Source organism: Aquimarina penaris, assembly GCF_040786285.1.
Classification (GTDB): domain Bacteria; phylum Bacteroidota; class Bacteroidia; order Flavobacteriales; family Flavobacteriaceae; genus Aquimarina.
On record NZ_JBFMKQ010000003.1, the window covers coordinates 366,439 to 380,949 of the forward strand.

The 14,511-nt window shown below is 32.4% G+C and carries 11 protein-coding genes; 9 read left to right on the forward strand and 2 right to left on the reverse strand.

What is annotated here, in order from left to right:
* Positions 1-14 precede the first annotated feature (14 nt).
* The 8 genes from ABW637_RS15425 to ABW637_RS15460 all read left to right on the forward strand — a co-directional run bounded on the left by ABW637_RS15425 (position 15) and on the right by ABW637_RS15460 (position 11,741).
* Positions 15-953, forward strand: a complete 939-nt coding sequence (locus ABW637_RS15425; RefSeq protein ID WP_367585615.1) for a UDP-3-O-(3-hydroxymyristoyl)glucosamine N-acyltransferase — start codon at positions 15-17, stop codon at positions 951-953.
* On the forward strand, positions 946-1,353 hold the full coding sequence (locus ABW637_RS15430) for a nuclear transport factor 2 family protein (RefSeq protein ID WP_367585616.1): 408 nt from the start codon (positions 946-948) through the stop codon (positions 1,351-1,353). Before ABW637_RS15425 ends, ABW637_RS15430 begins: the two co-directional genes overlap by 8 nt.
* A 97-nt stretch (positions 1,354-1,450) precedes the next feature.
* The gene (gene sucD / locus ABW637_RS15435; protein WP_367585617.1) at positions 1,451-2,323 is read left to right on the forward strand and encodes a succinate--CoA ligase subunit alpha; all 873 of its coding nucleotides are present in this window, start codon (positions 1,451-1,453) and stop codon (positions 2,321-2,323) included.
* A 167-nt stretch (positions 2,324-2,490) separates the two neighbouring features.
* Complete coding sequence (locus ABW637_RS15440; RefSeq protein ID WP_367585618.1) at positions 2,491-5,472, forward strand: M16 family metallopeptidase; 2,982 nt, start codon at positions 2,491-2,493, stop codon at positions 5,470-5,472.
* Between the two features lie 122 nt (positions 5,473-5,594).
* Entirely contained in the window at positions 5,595-6,341 is a 747-nt protein-coding gene (fabG, locus tag ABW637_RS15445) for a 3-oxoacyl-[acyl-carrier-protein] reductase (protein WP_367585619.1), read from the forward strand.
* Positions 6,342-6,349: 8 nt separating this feature from the next.
* Positions 6,350-8,386, forward strand: a complete 2,037-nt coding sequence (locus tag ABW637_RS15450) for a VWA domain-containing protein (protein WP_367585620.1) — start codon at positions 6,350-6,352, stop codon at positions 8,384-8,386.
* A gap of 20 nt (positions 8,387-8,406) precedes the next feature.
* Complete coding sequence (locus ABW637_RS15455) at positions 8,407-9,222, forward strand: prohibitin family protein (RefSeq protein WP_367585621.1); 816 nt, start codon at positions 8,407-8,409, stop codon at positions 9,220-9,222.
* A gap of 323 nt (positions 9,223-9,545) precedes the next feature.
* The gene (locus ABW637_RS15460; protein ID WP_367585622.1) at positions 9,546-11,741 is read left to right on the forward strand and encodes a tetratricopeptide repeat-containing hybrid sensor histidine kinase/response regulator; all 2,196 of its coding nucleotides are present in this window, start codon (positions 9,546-9,548) and stop codon (positions 11,739-11,741) included.
* Positions 11,742-11,830: 89 nt separating this feature from the next.
* On the opposite strand, the gene ABW637_RS15465 is transcribed toward ABW637_RS15460, so the two are convergent.
* Together ABW637_RS15465 and ABW637_RS15470 are read right to left on the reverse strand one after the other, a co-directional pair.
* A complete protein-coding gene (locus ABW637_RS15465) occupies positions 11,831-12,364 on the reverse strand; it encodes a helix-hairpin-helix domain-containing protein (RefSeq protein ID WP_367585623.1) in 534 nt (177 codons plus the stop codon).
* Between the two features lie 13 nt (positions 12,365-12,377).
* A complete protein-coding gene (locus ABW637_RS15470; RefSeq protein ID WP_367585624.1) occupies positions 12,378-13,304 on the reverse strand; it encodes an OmpA family protein in 927 nt (308 codons plus the stop codon).
* A gap of 344 nt (positions 13,305-13,648) precedes the next feature.
* Between ABW637_RS15470 and hisG the strand changes: the two genes are divergently transcribed.
* Positions 13,649-14,506: an ATP phosphoribosyltransferase gene (gene hisG / locus ABW637_RS15475; RefSeq protein ID WP_367585625.1), complete on the forward strand. Its 858-nt coding sequence runs from the start codon at positions 13,649-13,651 to the stop codon at positions 14,504-14,506.
* Positions 14,507-14,511 lie beyond the last annotated feature (5 nt).

Consider the following 14,511-nt stretch of genomic DNA (forward strand, 5'->3'; position numbering starts at 1 on the left):
TCTTAAATTTTATAATGAAATTTCCTCAAGCGCATACTTTAGAACAAATAGCTACTATTATCTCGTCAGAATATGTAGGGGATTCAGATTTCCCTGTATTGGGAATGAATGAAATTCATGTGGTTTCTCCAGGAGATATTGTATTTGTTGATCATCCTAAATATTATGACAAGGCTTTACAAAGTGCTGCCACGGTGATATTGATTAATAAAAATGTGGAATGTCCCGAAGGAAAAGCGTTACTAATTTCTGATGACCCATTTAGAGATTTTAATACACTAACCAAATACTTTAAACCCTTCGTAAAAGCTAGTGCAATAGTTTCTCCAAGTTCCAAAATAGGAAAAAGAACTGTTGTTCAACCTGGTGCTTTTATTGGTAATAACGTAGAGATAGGAGAGGATTGTCTCATTCATGCAAATGTTAGTCTATACGATAATACTATTATAGGTAATAATGTAACGATACACTCTGGAACCGTTTTGGGAGGAGATGCCTTTTATTATAAGAAAAGACCAGAAGGATTTGATAAATTAATTTCTGGTGGCCGGGTAGTCATAGAGGATAATGTAGACATAGGTACTTCTTGCACCATTGATAAAGGAGTTACAGGAGATACTACAATAAAAGAAGGAACAAAAATCGATAACCAGGTGCACATAGGACATGATACCGTTATCGGAAAAAAATGCCTCATTGCTTCTCAGGTTGGTATCGCAGGATGTGTAATTGTTGAAGATGAAGTAACGATGTGGGGACAAGTTGGCATCACTAGTGGTATTACAATTGGTGCCAAAGCAGTTATTTCAGCACAATCTGGTGTGAGTAAGTCTTTAGAAGGTAACAAAAGTTATTTTGGTACTCCGGCTGATAATTTTAGAAAAAAGTATAAAGAAATTGCCGCCATTAGGCAAATTCCTGATTTAATAGAAAAATTGAAAAAGAATGAGTAAAACAGCAAAGGATATAGTTAGGTCTTTTTATGAAACAGATTTGATTCATGATTCTGAAGCCTTGTCTAAATATTTGCACCCTGAAATTGAACTGTATTGGAATAGTAGTTTTGGTTTCAATAAGAGAGGCTTCGATGATATTAAAACTATGTTTAATGAGATGGCTTTGTCTTTTGAGACCTTTAGGTGCGAGATTAGTCATTTAATTGCAGAAGGTGATACGGTTACTATTCGGTATACCTATTTCGCAAAAACAATAGAAGACCCTGATAAAGAGGTGGCTATTGCTCATTTTATAGCTATATGGGAGCTTAAAGACAGCAAATTATATAAAGGATATCAAATTAGTCAACAAGGAGATAATACTCCAGAAAGCATGAAGTCTTTTCTCTCAAAATAAGTAAAAAAAAATAAAAAGTATTTTTTTTATTTTTCATTTTAACTATAGTGTTCAAAAGTGTACTTTTGGAACTCAAAAAAATAAAAATCATAGCGCAATGAGTGTTTTAGTAAATAAAGATTCAAAAATTATTGTTCAGGGCTTTACGGGTAGTGAAGGTACTTTTCATGCTGGTCAAATGATAGAGTATGGTACAAATGTGGTTGGTGGTGTAACTCCCGGAAAAGGAGGGCAAACTCATTTGGATAAACCAGTTTTTAATACGGTTAAAGAAGCTGTAGATCAAGTAGGAGCAGATACAACGATTATTTTTGTTCCACCAGCTTTTGCTGCAGATGCAATTATGGAAGCTGCAGATGCAGGAATAAAAGTGATTATTACTATTACTGAAGGTATTCCTGTGGCTGATATGATTAAAGCTTCTAACTACATTAAAAATAAAGACTGTAAACTTATTGGCCCTAATTGTCCAGGTGTTATTACTCCGGGAGAAGCAAAGGTTGGTATTATGCCTGGATTTGTATTTAAGAAAGGGAATGTTGGTATCGTATCAAAATCGGGAACTTTAACATATGAAGCTGCAGATCAGGTTGTAAAACAAGGACTTGGTATCACTACGGCGATTGGAATAGGTGGTGATCCAATTATAGGGACTACGACTAAAGAAGCTGTAGAATTGTTAGTTAATGATCCAGAAACCAAATGCGTTGTCATGATTGGTGAAATAGGTGGTCAATTAGAAGCAGATGCTGCAAGATGGATAAAAGAAAGTGGAACCTCTAAACCAATTGTTGGTTTTATTGCAGGAGAAACTGCTCCGGCAGGACGTACAATGGGACATGCTGGTGCTATCGTAGGAGGAAGTGAAGATACTGCAGCGGCTAAGAAAGCTATTATGAGAGAATGTGGAATTCATGTAGTAGATTCGCCTGCAGAGATAGGTAAGAAAGTAGCAGAAGTATTAGGATAAATACGAGTCTATTTGATATATAAAAAAGCCTCTTGAATTAACTCGAGAGGCTTTTTTATGAATTTAGAAGAGCTGTTAAAGTTTTACTAAAAAATGTAACATAATTGTTAGTTTTGACATTAATATTACTTATTTACATATATAAAGATTTATAATAAAGTCAGTCTATGAAATTAATAAAATCAATTTTACTATTGCTATTTGTAATTACACTTAGCAACTGTAAAAATTCATCATCACAAACGAACACATCAAAAGAAATCAAGGTTGAGCAGCATACAGATGCAGCCGGATTTTCTTATGAAACAGTAACCAATGACCCTACAGGTTTAAGATTATATACTTTAGATAATGGATTAAAAGTATATCTGGCCAAGAATGAAGAAGAACCAAAAATTCAAACGTATATAGCTGTTCGAGCAGGGTCTAATTACGACCCTAAAGAATCAACAGGTTTGGCACACTATCTAGAACATATGGTGTTTAAAGGTACCGATGAGATAGGAACGCTGGACTTTGAAAAAGAGGCGGTGTTATTGAAGGAAATCTCTGATTTATATGAAAAGCATAAATTAGAATCAGATCCTGAAAAAAAGAAAGAAATTTATAAGAAAATTGATGAAGTTTCTCAGGAAGCCTCAAAAATATCAATTTCGAATGAGTATGATAAGATGATTAACTCTTTAGGAGCACAGGGGACCAATGCACATACGTGGTATGAAGAGACTGTTTACAAAAATAAAATACCTGTAAATGAACTGGATAAATGGCTTACTGTAGAAAGCGAGCGTTTTAGCCAGTTAGTATTGCGTTTATTTCACACAGAATTAGAAGCTGTTTACGAAGAATTTAATAGATCTCAAGATAGTGACTCTAGAAAATTATTTTCTGCAACGATGGAAGGTCTATTTCCTAACCACCCCTATGGACAACAAAGAACTATTGGTACTTCTGAGCATCTTAAAAATCCTTCAATGGTGGCTATACATAACTATTTTGACAAGTATTATGTGCCAAATAATATGGCGGTCGTACTTGTTGGTGATATAGATTTTGATAAAACCATTACTAAAGTTAATAAAGCTTTTGGTCATTATAAGAAAAAAGAGGTTTCTCACCCAGAGTTACCAAAAGAAGAACCTATTGTTGCCCCTATAAAAAAAGAAGTTTTTGGGCCAACGGCAGAAAGTGTATCGATAGCATATCGATCGGAAGGTATGGGTACAAAAGAAGAAAAGTTACTTGCGCTGGCAGATATGATTTTAACCAATGGTAAAGCAGGACTTATTGATTTAAATTTAAATCAAAAGCAGTTGGTGCAAAATGCCGGGTGTTATCCTATGTTCCAGAATGATTATGGTTTTCATTCTTTCTACGGAAGTCCTAAAGAAGAACAATCCCTAGATGAAGTAAAAGATTTAATTCTTGGTGAGATTGAAAAATTAAAAAAAGGAGAATTTGATGATTGGATGATCTCTGCGGTAGTTAACGATCTAAAGTTGTCTCAAACAAGACAGTATGAAAATAGTACAGCCTTAGCTTCGGCATACTATAATGCATTTATTCATCATCAAGACTGGAAAGATAGAATAGAATTTCTTGATGAATTAAAAAATATTTCTAAACAAGAACTCGTAGATTTTGCAAATTCCTTTTATAAAGACAATTATGTACTTACATACAAACGCCAAGGAGAAGATAAAAAAGTGATTAAAGTAGAAAACCCGGCAATAACTCCAGTAGAGCTTAACAGAGATAAAGAATCGGTATTTGTTAAAGAGTTCTTTAAAACAGAAACTCCAACGTTACAACCTAAGTTTGTGGATTATAAGTCTGCTATTAAAACGACCAAAACTACTAGTGGTATCCCTATTTCTTATATAGAAAATGAACAAAATGATTTGTTTAATCTAAGTATCATATTTGATATGGGGCGCGATAATGATAAAAAACTTGCGCTAGCATCTGGTTACTTAGATTATTTGGGTACCAATAAATATTCCCCAGAAGATCTTAAAAAAGAGTTTTATAAGTTAGGAATAAGTTATGCAGTAAATTCCTCTTCAGACATAACCCAGATAGGTGTTTCTGGACTAAAAGAAAACCTCGATCAAGGTCTTTTTTTATTAGAACATTTGTGTCAAAACGCAGTAGCAAATCAGGATACATACAATAAGTATGTTGATAAAATTGCCAAAAGTAGAACAGATGGTAAAACCCAAAAGGATAACATCATGTGGAATGGATTAATGAATTATGGTAAATATGGAGAGAATTCAAGATTACGTAATATATATACCATTGAAGAATTGAAAGCTATTAATCCTGAAGAATTAGTGAAGATCATAAAAGACCTTGTTAATTATAAACATCGCGTATTTTATTACGGAAAAGATGTAGAAGCAGCGGTATCCTCTTTAGATAAAAATCATAAAATAAATAAAGAGCTAAAGGATTATCCCGAAAAAATAGAATATGTAGAGAAAGAAACGGGAGGTAATGTATACTTTGTAGACTATGATATGGTACAAAGCGAAATGCTTTTCTTAGCCAAAGGGGCCGAGTTTAATCCTAAGAAATTAGCGGCTTCAAGTCTATTTAATACTTATTTTGGTAGCGGACTCTCTTCAATTGTGTTTCAGGAAATAAGAGAATCCAAGTCATTAGCATATTCGGCATTTTCTCAATATAGTAATGCAAAAGAAAAAGGTAAATCGAATTACCTGTATGCTTACATTGGTACTCAAGCCAATAAAATGCCTCAAGCGGTAGATGCAATGATGGATTTAATGACAAATATGCCCGAGGCTGAGCAACAGTTTAATCAGGCAAAAGAAGCAACGTTAAAAAAGATTGCTGCAAAACGGATTACAAAATCTAATATATTTTGGTCATACGAAAGCCTTAAGAAAAGAGGAATTGACTATGATAATCGTGAGGAAATGTATAACACTATAAAGGACATGACTCTAGCAGATCTTAAATCGTTCTTTGATCAAAACATTAAAGGCGAAACATATAACATTTTGGTCATTGGTAATAAGAAAGATGTAGATATGAATGCTCTATCCAAGTTAGGAGTAGTTAAAGAGATGGATATTGATTATCTTTTTAATTATGAGAAGAAAAACGAGAATATTAAATTATAAAGAGACCGTATATTTTCTTTATAAACCCTGTGAGAAATCGCAGGGTTTATTGTTGGTCACCTATTTGTAATTCTTATATTTGATTTATTATTCAACACATACCAAAAAATAACACAAAACGAATGAATCTTTTACAAGGTAAAACAGCTATCATCACAGGAGCCACTCGTGGTATAGGAAAGGGGATAGCACAGATTTTTGCGCAGCATGGCGCTAATATAGCTTTTACATATAGTTCTTCTGTCGAGGCAGCAACAGCATTAGAAAAAGAATTGAATGATGTGGGTGTAAAAGCAAAGGGGTATCAAAGTAATGCAGCAAGTTATGATCAAGCTCAAGAGTTGGCAAAAGATGTTCTAGATACTTTTGGTAGTATAGATATTTTAGTCAATAATGCGGGTATCACTAAGGACAATCTTTTAATGCGCATGAGCGAAGAAGATTTTGATAAAGTCATAGAAGTAAATTTGAAAAGTGTTTTTAATATGACTAAGGCTGTTCAAAGAACTATGCTAAAACAACGTAAGGGTAGTATCATTAATATGAGCTCTGTTGTTGGTGTAAAAGGAAATGCTGGTCAGTCTAACTATGCAGCTTCAAAAGCTGGGATTATTGGTTTTTCTAAATCTGTAGCCTTAGAGCTAGGGTCAAGAAATATTAGAAGCAATGTTGTTGCTCCTGGTTTTATTGAAACCGAAATGACAGCTAAATTAGATGAAAAAGTAGTTGATGGATGGAGAAATGCAATTCCGTTAAAAAGAGGAGGAACTCCAGAAGATATAGCAAATGCCTGCTTATATCTTGCTAGTGATTTAAGTACATATGTTACCGGACAAGTGCTTAATGTAGATGGGGGAATGCTAACCTAATTTATAGAATGCAAACACAAACTATACTATTGATTATAGCTGCTTTTATTATCGCATTGATAGTAGCATTATTTCAATATTTGTATAAAGCAAAGCAAAGGAAAAAGAATACTTTTTTCTTTGCTTTTTTGCGTTTTCTTAGTGTTTTTACATTGCTGTTATTATTAATTAACCCAACATTTAAACAAAAAAAAATCTTTACAGAGAAACCAAAACTTGTGGTTGCTATAGATAATTCTCTATCAATAAAACATCTTGATCAGGATCAGAATATTACTGAGTTTATTACGAAAATACAAGAGAACGATGCCCTAAATGATAGGTTTAATATAAACTATTACTCTTTTTCTTCTGCATTAAATGATTCATTAAAGTTTTCCTTTGATCAAAAACAAACTAATATATCAAAAGCGTTAGGAGATCTAAATCAAGTTTATAAAAGTGCTGTCGCTCCTGTTGTATTAATCACAGATGGAAATCAGACCTATGGTAAGGATTATCAATTTAGTAGTATAGGATATAAACAAAGTGTTTTTCCTGTTGTTTCAGGTGATACCACGGCAGTTTTAGATACCAAAATTCAGCAGCTTAATATTAATAGGTATGCATACCTGAAAAATAAATTTCCGGTAGAGGTTATTCTCACATATTCTGGTAATAAAAATGTAAATACCAGATTAGAGGTTACATCAGGAAATAGCATTGTGTATTCTCATCCAGTTTCTTTTTCACTTAACAATAATTCAAAGGTTGTAAATTTTACATTACAAGCCAATAGAGCTGGTGTTATGCAATATACCGCTCGATTGATTCCGTTAGAGAATGAAAAAAACACAATTAATAATAATAAAACCTTTGCGGTAGAAGTAATAGATCAAAAGACCAATGTTTTATTGATTAGTGATATTGTTCATCCTGATTTAGGTTCGATTAAAAAAAGTGTAGAAAGTAATGAGAGAAGGAGTATTACCATCAGTAAACCAGCAGACACAAAAAATCTAAACCTTGACGATTATCAACTTATTGTTTTATACCAACCCAATACGAGATTTCGAGGAGTCTATGAAAAGTTGAATTCACTTAGAAAAAATTATTTCACGATTACGGGTTCAAGAACAGATTGGTATTTTCTCAATAAAATACAAAGTAAATATAGTCAGGAGATAACTAGACAAACCGAATATTATATCCCAAGATTTAATAGTAATTACGGAACATTTCTTTTTGATGATATTGGTTTTGAGAGCTACCCTCCATTAACAGGAAACTTTGGAGAGATTAAGCTTAACACTAGTTATGACCCCTTGCTGTATCGCACAATAAGCAATATAGAAACAGATGAACCTCTTTTAGTTACCGTAGAACAAGATGGTATAAGAGAGGCAGTGTTATTTGGTGAAGGATTATGGAGGTGGAGAGCACAAAATTATTTAAATGCAAAAAGTTTCGAGGACTTTGATGATTTCTTCGGAAAACTAATTCAGTATCTCGCTTCAAACAAGCGCAAAAGCCGTTTAAATACCATTTCAGAGTCTTTTTATTATGGTAATGCCAGTATTAAAATTAATGCAGAATATTTTACAAAAAATTATGAATTCGATAGAAGAGGAAGCTTAAGAATTACGATTAAAAATAAAGACACCGAAGCTACACAAACGATTCCTATGATATTGAAAAATAATTCATACGAAGTAGATTTGAGCAATATATCGGCTGGCAATTATGACTATACGGTTACAGTGTCTGGTGAGAATATCTCTCGTTCAGGTAGTTTTACTGTTCTTGAATATAATGTAGAACAACAATATCTTAATGCAGATGTAACAAAATTAAAACAACTTGCGACTAATACTAAAGGAAAGCCGTATTATTTAGATCAAATAGATTCTTTGGTTAAGGATTTGTCTGAAGATCAGCGATATAAAGCGATACAAAAAAGCAAGGAAAATGTAGTATCTTTAATAGATTGGAAATATCTTTTAGCAATTGTTATTTTATTACTCGCCATAGAATGGTTTGCAAGAAAATATAACGGACTTATTTAAAATTAAAACTCAAAATTATCATGGAAAAATTACCAAAAATAGGGTTACCTATTCTGATTCTTATTGTTTTAGGAATCGTCTTTATTTCAAAATCAACAGAAACTATTGGTTCTGGTGAGGCCGGAGTACTTTATAAAACATTTGGAGGTGGAGTAGTAACAGATCAACCACCACTAGGAGAAGGGTTTCATTTAGTTGCCCCTTGGAACAAAGTAATTATTTACGAAGTAAGACAGCAAGAGGTTTTTGAAAAAATGCAAGTACTTTCTTCTAACGGATTAGAAATAAAACTTGATGCTTCGGCATGGTTTCAACCTCAATATGAAAAATTAGGATTATTGCATCAGCAAAAAGGAGAAAATTATGTAGCTAGAATATTATTACCAACGATAAGGTCTGCTGCCCGTAGTGTGGTCGGTAGATATACTCCAGAACAATTATATTCTAGTAAGAGAGATGTTATTCAGAAAGAGATTTTTGAAGAGACTAAAAAGATTGTAGGAGATCAATTCGTGCAACTTAATGAAGTTTTGGTACGCGACGTAACATTGCCTCCTACTATTAAAGAAGCTATCGAGCGTAAATTAAAGCAAGAGCAAGAATCATTAGAATATGAGTTTAAATTAACCAAAGCTCAAAAAGAGGCAGAGAGACAAAAAATTGATGCAGAAGGGAAAGCCGTTGCTAATCAAATTCTAAGTGCTTCATTAACAGATAAAATCCTTAAAGAAAAAGGGATACAAGCAACATTAGAACTGGCAAAATCTCCTAATGCAAAGGTAATAGTTGTAGGTTCAGGAAAAGATGGAATGCCTTTAATATTAGGTAATCAATAGAAAATTAGTATCGACTGTATGCTTTTTTAAGTACTACCATCATATAATATCACAATATTATATGATGGTTTTTTTATGCGTATTAAGAAGTTCTAAAATAAGGGTTCGTTTTGAACAATAACTAGTATTCAAGATGTGTATAAACTAATCAAGAACTAATATAGAAATGGTATCTAACTATCTTGTTATGTTTTAATTATGATAGAAAAAACGCAGAGTAATAGCTGATGATTTTAAAAAAATGTATTTTTATCTTGTTTAAGAATCGTTTGATCTTTTTTTAAAATATTTATAGTACGATTTTTATTACGTAATTACCCATTATGGACAAACAGAATACTACATTGTCTAAAATTATTTACTTGCTTGAACAATCCTATAAACTTAGGGTTAATAACTTACAGGAAAGTGTAAAACTGGCCAATGAAGCCTTAGGGCTAAGTGAAAAAATAAATGATAAAGCATGTATTGGCAAAAGCTTAAATATGCTCTCGTTGTTCAACATGATTTGTGGAAAAGGAAGTGAAGCTATATCATATGCAGAAAAGGCAATTACCTGTTTTGAGACGTTAGAAGATGAAAGAGGAGTAGCTGATGCTAAATATAACATAGCGGGTATACATTATAAAACAAACAATTATCATCTTGGGATGATTTACCTTATTGATGCCTTGGTTATTTATCAAAAATATAATGACTGGCATAATCAATCCAGAACCCAAAAATCACTGGGTACTATTTATGAAATTTTAGGGGATGAAAATAATGCTTCTGAAGCGTATAAGATAGCAATTGAAACAGCAAAAAAATGTAAAAATAAAAACCTTGAATCCAACGTGTATAATCCTATGTCGGGGATTTTGTTAAAAAAGCATAAGCCTAAAGAAGCACTAGAGATGATTAATAAGTCGATAGCGCTAAAATTAGAAACGGGAGACGATAGGGGTCTTGCTTTTGCTATTTATGGTCGGGGTAAAGTATATAATTATAATAAAAAGTATGAAAAAGCTAGTGCTGATTATATTGAAGCATTGAGTATACACGAAAAATATAATGAGGTTTTTGGTATAGGAATGACTAAACATAAATTGGCACAATTATATCTAGAAACGGGAGAGAAAGAAAGAGCAAAAACCACGTTAAAAGAGGTTGTAGCATTTGGCGAAAAATATAACCTCTCTAGAACTAAATTTAAATCTAGTCATCTTCTTTATGAAATATATAGAGGAGAAAATGAACATAAAAAGGCTTTAAAATATCTTGAAAATTATTTACTAGAAAAGGATGCTTCTATTAATTCTCAGACGCTAAAAGTTATCAAAAATTACGAGCGTATTTCAAAGATAAAATATGAGCAACAAGAAGAAAATCTTAAGCGTGAAAAAGAGGCTATTATATTAAAGGAAAAACAAGCAGAGGAAACTGCAAATATGCGACAATCATTTCTGTCTGCCATGAGTCACGAAATCAGAACTCCATTAAATGCCGTAACAAGTATTATCTCAATGCTTAAAGAAAGAGCAGATGCAGATGATCAAAAGTTGCTCACATCTTTACAATTCTCATCAAAGAATTTAATGCGAATAATTAATGATATTTTGGATTTTTCAAAGTTGGATTCTAATAAGATGGAATTAGAAATGCATGCGGTTAATTTTCAGGAGCTCATCAATAACATTAGAGAGACTTATTTGGGAATGGCTCTTGAAAAAGGGATAGAATTAAATGTTCAAATTGATATAGCTCTAAGTAAATTCTATATGCTTGATGAAACTAAATTGTTTCAAATTTTAGGAAACCTTGTAAGTAATGCTATAAAATATACAAATAAAGGATCGGTAAGTATTGATATTGAGTTAATATCTTCGGTAGCGAATAAGGATACTGTATCCTTTAGTGTAGAAGATACTGGTGTTGGAATAGCTAAACAAGAACAAACCAGACTCTTTGATAGCTTTTATATACCTACTACTATCACAACAAGAAATAATGGAGGTACCGGACTAGGGCTGGCAATAGTAAAAAAAATAGTAGAGTTATATGGTAGTAGTGTTGTTTTAACTAGTGAAAAAGATAAAGGTTCAATATTTCGATTTGAGTTAGAATTACAAAGGAGTAAGGCAAATGTTCAGATTGATCAAAAGCTGACAAATCAGCTGAAAAATAAAACAGCAATTCTTGCAGAGGATAATGAGGTAAATGCTTTAGTTATGGGGCAGTTGCTTAAAAAATGGGGCGTAAAAATAGAGCGAGTAAAAAATGGATATGATGCTGTAAAAATTGCAAAAAAAGAAAAAGTTGACTTTATTTTAATGGATATTCATATGCCCGAAATGAATGGTTTTGACGCAGCTAAGCTTATTAAGAATTCACTTAACGAAAATCAGAAAACCCCGATATATGCACTTACGGCAGATGTTACTTCGGTTAATAATGAAGAATATGCAGCTTATTTTGATGGGTTTTTATGGAAGCCATTACAAATTGATAGGCTATTTGATACCTTAGTTAATAAATAAAATATTGCTAGTATATTTATATATTAAAAACCTTCACAAAAACAGACTTTGTGAAGGTTTTTTTATCAAATGAAAATAATTAATGATAATTATTTATTCATAAGTTTAGTGGCTTGATCAGTCCATTTATCTCGTTCGATACGACCAGGGAAAAACTTGATAAGTTGTGTTACCGTTTCGATGTCTTCCTTTTTAAATTTACTTATCTGATCGAAAGTATAAATACCTATTCCATTTAATTTTTCTTCAATAAAAGGTCCAACACCACTTATTAATTTTAAATCATCTTTTTGAGAAGCATCGGCTTTACCAAAACTGTCAAAATTTAATGTAGGGGTATCACCACTATTTGCCACAGCCACGCCACCATGATCTCTTGTTTTTATTGCTTTAATATTGTTATCAGTTTTTGGTGTTTCTGGTACCGATGGACTAGAAAATGTAGTCTTTGCTTTTGGATTACCAGAGTTTCTCAATCTAGAAACCTGTCTATTGCATTCATCAAGCTCAGATTTGTATTTGTTTTTGAGAATCCATTTTGATAAAAACCATCCTAGCAAAAAAGCCAGGAATAACAATAATAATAGACACCACCAATTTGCCTCGTTTAAAAAATCTAACATAGTTGTAGTTTATTTAGTTTACAATTATTTCTATTCTTCTATTTTTTGCTTTATTCTCATCACTATCATTTGGAGCAATTGGGCTAGACTCTCCTTTTGATGAAGCTTTGATCTTATCTTTAGTAATACCTTGAGAAATAAGATAATTCATTACATTATTAGCTCGTTCTTGTCCGTACCAAATATTAGCCTCTTCTTCACCTACATTATCAGTATGCCCAATAATCTGTATCGTCTTGTCGGGATATTTTTCTATATAATTTTTAAGTTCTAGTGTGTAATTTGCTAAGGTAGCATCGGGGGTAAATGTTTTTTGTGCAAATTTAGAATATAACAATTTGTTGGCGACACCTTTTTCTATCTCCGCTAGTCTAGATTCGTCTGGTTTGTGGAAATCTAAGTGTATGCCCCCTATATAATTTCCTGTGTCATTATTATAATTGTAATCTTCTAATGTAGGCTTAGTAACAATTCGATCTCCATTTACTCCTGCTTCAATAAGTATTTCTTTAATAAAATTAGCTCTCGAAATACCAAAATTTGTACTTTTTTCTCTTTCAGAAGAATTTTCATACCCTGATATTACTAGTTCTTGATCCTGGTGTTTTCCTAAGTATTCGACAATTTGATCACTAAAACCATTTACAGAATTTGGAATCAATACATTTCCGTTATTACGATTGATTTCTAAGTTTTCTTTAAACGTAAATAACTCATTACCTTGATCATCATTTACAAATAATCCAACAGTATTCTTATTGGCATTAGCGATACTGTCTTCATAAGCTTTTTTGGTGAGTGTTTCAGTATTTGGATCTGGATTACTTTCTACTATTGTTGTAGAATTGCCATTTCCTAAACACCAGTTACAGGAATAATACCACCACATTCCTAACCATGCAAATAGCAGGAAAATGATGAAAGAAATTAAATTTTTCATATGTTGATGATTAGTGTTAGTCTCTTAAAGTTATTAAAAATGTTTATAATCAGCCTATTATGAGGTTTAATTTCTAAAGATTTATTGCAGAAAAAAGATTAATTGCAAAAAATTAAGTTGAAATGCTTTTGAAGAAAATATTTTTTTATAAATTCGCGTTGTATTTACAAAAATCAATGAAAAACATCTTTTTACATCATCATCATTCTTACATTTTCGCTCAGGCGTGGTAAGTGTGGTATGTGTATAATACAACAATAAATTTAACCCGTTTGAGAAGTTCAAACGGGTTTTTTGTTTTAAAACGGGCTTGTTAGAACTGATTAAACTCAACAACAAAGAGAATGTCAAAAATTAAAATTGCTATTCAAAAAAGTGGCCGACTTAATGAAGATTCGGTTAAAATTCTTAAAGATTGCGGAATTTCGATCGATAACGGTAAAGATCAATTAAAAGCTCAAACGCGCAATTTCCCGATGGAGGTTATGTTTTTGAGAAATGGTGACATACCGCAATACCTTCGTGATGGAGTGGTAGATATAGCTATCATTGGCGAAAATGTATTAATAGAAAAAGGAACAGATATATCTATTGCAGAACGACTTAATTTTTCTAAGTGTAAAGTGTCATTAGCGGTCCCAAAGGATTTTGAATATAATACTATTAAAGATCTCGACGGTAAAAGAATTGCTACTTCGTATCCTAATACAGTAAATCAATACCTGGAAAAAAAGGGAATTTCTGCAGAATTACACCAGATTTCGGGTTCTGTTGAGATTGCACCCAACATTGGTTTGGCAGATGCAATCTGTGATATTGTTTCTAGCGGAAGTACATTGTTTAAGAATAATCTAAAAGAAGTAGAGGTTATGCTTGCATCAGAAGCAGTACTTGCTGTTTCGCCGAAAATTTCTGAAGAGAATAGAGAACTTCTCGAAAAATTACAGTTTAGAATTAAAGCGGTTCTAAAAGCCAGAAATTCGAAATATGTATTGCTTAATGCTCCCAATGAGAAGATAGAAAATATCGTGAAAATATTACCTGGGATGCGCAGCCCTACAGTATTACCATTAGCAGAAAAGGGGTGGAGCTCTATTCATACAGTAGTTGAGAAGAACAAGTTTTGGGATATTCTTGATGAGCTAAAAGCAGAAGGAGCTGAAGGAATACTCGTATGCCCAATTGAAAAGATGGTGTTATGATTTTT

What these genes read in the sequence shown, in the direction of transcription:
- ABW637_RS15425 (WP_367585615.1), top strand. Translation starts at nt 15, where the DNA reads ATGAAATTTCCTCAAGCGCATACTTTAGAACAAATAGCTACTATTATC.
- ABW637_RS15430 (WP_367585616.1), top strand. Translation starts at nt 946, where the DNA reads ATGAGTAAAACAGCAAAGGATATAGTTAGGTCTTTTTATGAAACAGAT.
- sucD (WP_367585617.1), top strand. Translation starts at nt 1,451, where the DNA reads ATGAGTGTTTTAGTAAATAAAGATTCAAAAATTATTGTTCAGGGCTTT.
- ABW637_RS15440 (WP_367585618.1), top strand. Translation starts at nt 2,491, where the DNA reads ATGAAATTAATAAAATCAATTTTACTATTGCTATTTGTAATTACACTT.
- fabG (WP_367585619.1), top strand. Translation starts at nt 5,595, where the DNA reads ATGAATCTTTTACAAGGTAAAACAGCTATCATCACAGGAGCCACTCGT.
- ABW637_RS15450 (WP_367585620.1), top strand. Translation starts at nt 6,350, where the DNA reads ATGCAAACACAAACTATACTATTGATTATAGCTGCTTTTATTATCGCA.
- ABW637_RS15455 (WP_367585621.1), top strand. Translation starts at nt 8,407, where the DNA reads ATGGAAAAATTACCAAAAATAGGGTTACCTATTCTGATTCTTATTGTT.
- ABW637_RS15460 (WP_367585622.1), top strand. Translation starts at nt 9,546, where the DNA reads ATGGACAAACAGAATACTACATTGTCTAAAATTATTTACTTGCTTGAA.
- ABW637_RS15465 (WP_367585623.1), bottom strand. Translation starts at nt 12,364, where the DNA reads ATGTTAGATTTTTTAAACGAGGCAAATTGGTGGTGTCTATTATTATTG.
- ABW637_RS15470 (WP_367585624.1), bottom strand. Translation starts at nt 13,304, where the DNA reads ATGAAAAATTTAATTTCTTTCATCATTTTCCTGCTATTTGCATGGTTA.
- hisG (WP_367585625.1), top strand. Translation starts at nt 13,649, where the DNA reads ATGTCAAAAATTAAAATTGCTATTCAAAAAAGTGGCCGACTTAATGAA.